The 2176-nt window shown below is 39.9% G+C and carries 3 protein-coding genes and 1 pseudogene; all 4 read right to left on the bottom strand.

Annotated elements, in window-relative coordinates:
- On the bottom strand, positions 1 to 1014 hold a 1014-nt coding region (locus tag GMD4S_RS08150; protein WP_000283147.1), incomplete at its 3' end, for a nicotinate phosphoribosyltransferase.
- A 116-nt stretch (positions 1015 to 1130) separates the two neighbouring features.
- Positions 1131 to 1619, bottom strand: a complete 489-nt coding sequence (locus tag GMD4S_RS08145) for a DUF6773 family protein (RefSeq protein WP_000797150.1) — start codon at positions 1617 to 1619, stop codon at positions 1131 to 1133.
- Positions 1609 to 1818 (bottom strand): helix-turn-helix transcriptional regulator, encoded by a 210-nt coding sequence (locus tag GMD4S_RS08140; RefSeq protein ID WP_001107495.1) that lies wholly within the window; start codon positions 1816 to 1818, stop codon positions 1609 to 1611. The genes GMD4S_RS08145 and GMD4S_RS08140 overlap by 11 nt, the downstream gene beginning before the upstream one ends.
- 199 nt (positions 1819 to 2017) lie before the next feature.
- A pseudogene (locus GMD4S_RS08135) lies at positions 2018 to 2176 on the bottom strand (GNAT family N-acetyltransferase); the annotation flags it as partial.

The raw sequence follows: 2176 nt of genomic DNA, 5'->3' as shown, positions 1-2176 counted from the left end.
ACCAGTTTCATCTTCGATAGCTACAATCTTATAAACCGCTCCAAGGGCTGGCTGGTCATAGGCCGTAATCAGCTTGGTACCCACCCCCCAAACGTCAATCTTAGCGTGTTGCATTTTGAGGTTAAGGATGGTATTTTCATCGAGGTCATTGGAAGCGTAAATTTTGGCATCTGGATATCCAGCCTCATCTAACTGTTGGCGAACTTTCTTGGAAATATAGGCTATATCCCCTGAGTCGATACGAACGCCTTTAAAATTAATCTTATCACCCAACTCACGCGCTACCTGAATAGCAGCTGGCACACCGATTCGAAGCGTATCATAAGTATCTACTAGAAAGACACAATCACGATGGGTTGATGCATAGGCCTTAAAGGCCTTATAGTCGTTTCCATAAACCTGTACCAAGGCATGGGCGTGAGTTCCTAGTACGGGAATTCCAAAGAGCTTCCCTGCTCGCACATTGCTAGTCCCGTTGGCTCCACCAATCACGGCTGCGCGTGTTCCCCAGATAGCCGCATCCATTTCTTGCGCACGACGTGTCCCGAATTCCATCAAGGGCTCATCTTCAATGACTGAACGAATACGTGCTGCCTTGGTCGCTATCAAGGTTTGAAAGTTAACGATGTTTAAAAGAGCCGTTTCGACCAACTGGCATTGGGCAAGAGGGCCTTCAACCTGTACAATCGGCTCATTAGCAAAAACCAAGTCCCCTTCCTGAGCGGAACGAACTGTTAATTCTAACTTGAGATTTCGTAGGTAGTCCAAGAATTCTCCATGATAGCCAAGCGACTCCAAGTAGTCAATATCGCTATCTGAAAAGCGCAAATCTTCAAGATAATGTACAATTCTTTCCAAACCAGCAAAAACCGCATAGCCGTTCTGAAAAGGTTGCTGGCGGAAGTAAACCTCAAAAACCGCCTTCTTATTGTGAATTCCTTGGTCAAAGTAAACTTGCATCATGTTAATCTGGTACAAGTCCGTGTGCAATGTCAAACTATCATCTGGATACATCTGTTTTCCTTCTTCCTACTTTACAAAGGTATGAATGTATTCTACCACTTTCACACCATCCGATAAATTAGTACTATTATAACACATTTTACTGAGATTGATAAAAAGCTAACAAGCTATTCTCCATTCTCCAGTTCATCCATATCTTGCTCAAACTTTTTTTGAGCCCATTCGCCATAACTTTTAAGGCCAAGATTGCCGATAAAAACCCAAGGAAGGTAGATCAGATAAGTGATGGCCCAAGCAGACAAATATTTAACGTTCAAAGGATTGTGCTGATAAATTTCGATATTGAATTGATAATTCTCCAACATCAAGAGAGTCGTAATAGCGAGAGTCACCAGCAAACACCCTCCAATCGTAAAATGAAAACGACTATAGTAGGTCACTCCAAGTTGTCGTGTACGATTGAAAAAGAAGAAAATTCCTAAAAGAAGGGTAACCAGAAGAATATTAGGATTAAAAAGAGCAGGTGATAATACAGCCACCAGATAGCTTAGCAGAATGAGCCCGATAAACACATTAAAAGACTCTGTCCCAGCTTTGTTAATCAGTTGTTCTTCTCTTTCGTCTAATAATTGATAATAAAAAAATCTATTTTTCATCTTCTTCCTCCCAAAATAATTGATCTAAAGTTTTGCCTAAACATCTGCAAATGGACTGGCAAAGGGAGAGACTAGGATTGTATTTCCCAGCTTCAATCAAACCTATAGTCTGCCTAGTAACACCTACAGCCTCTGCCAAATCCCCTTGTGTTAAATCAAGCTCCACACGAGCTAATTTTAATTTTAAGTTTTTAGCCACTAGCATCCTCCTTCACATTTTTAAAAAGTTGCGCTTCTTTTTAAATATATTATACCATATATCTAACTTAATGCAATATATAAATGTCATTTTGTAAGATTTTATTAACAAAAAACTCTCTACCATCTTACATGATAAAGAGTATTCGTTCTTTTTTTGATACTTAGCTAAGTTCCTCTTCAAAGGAAAGAAGTCTAGATCACAAATCCTTTTGGTAATAGTATCTTTGCCCTGTGTAGGGATAGTCTTGCAAGGTAAAGACTTCCTTGTAGCCATGGCTTAGATAAAAATCTGGCGCTTGAAACTGGTAAGTATTCACGAAAGAAAAACGACAGTTTCGATTCTTGGCTTCATTTTC

It is taken from the genome of Streptococcus sp. GMD4S (assembly GCF_000296955.1).
This window is presented reverse-complemented; position numbering and strand designations above follow the sequence as displayed.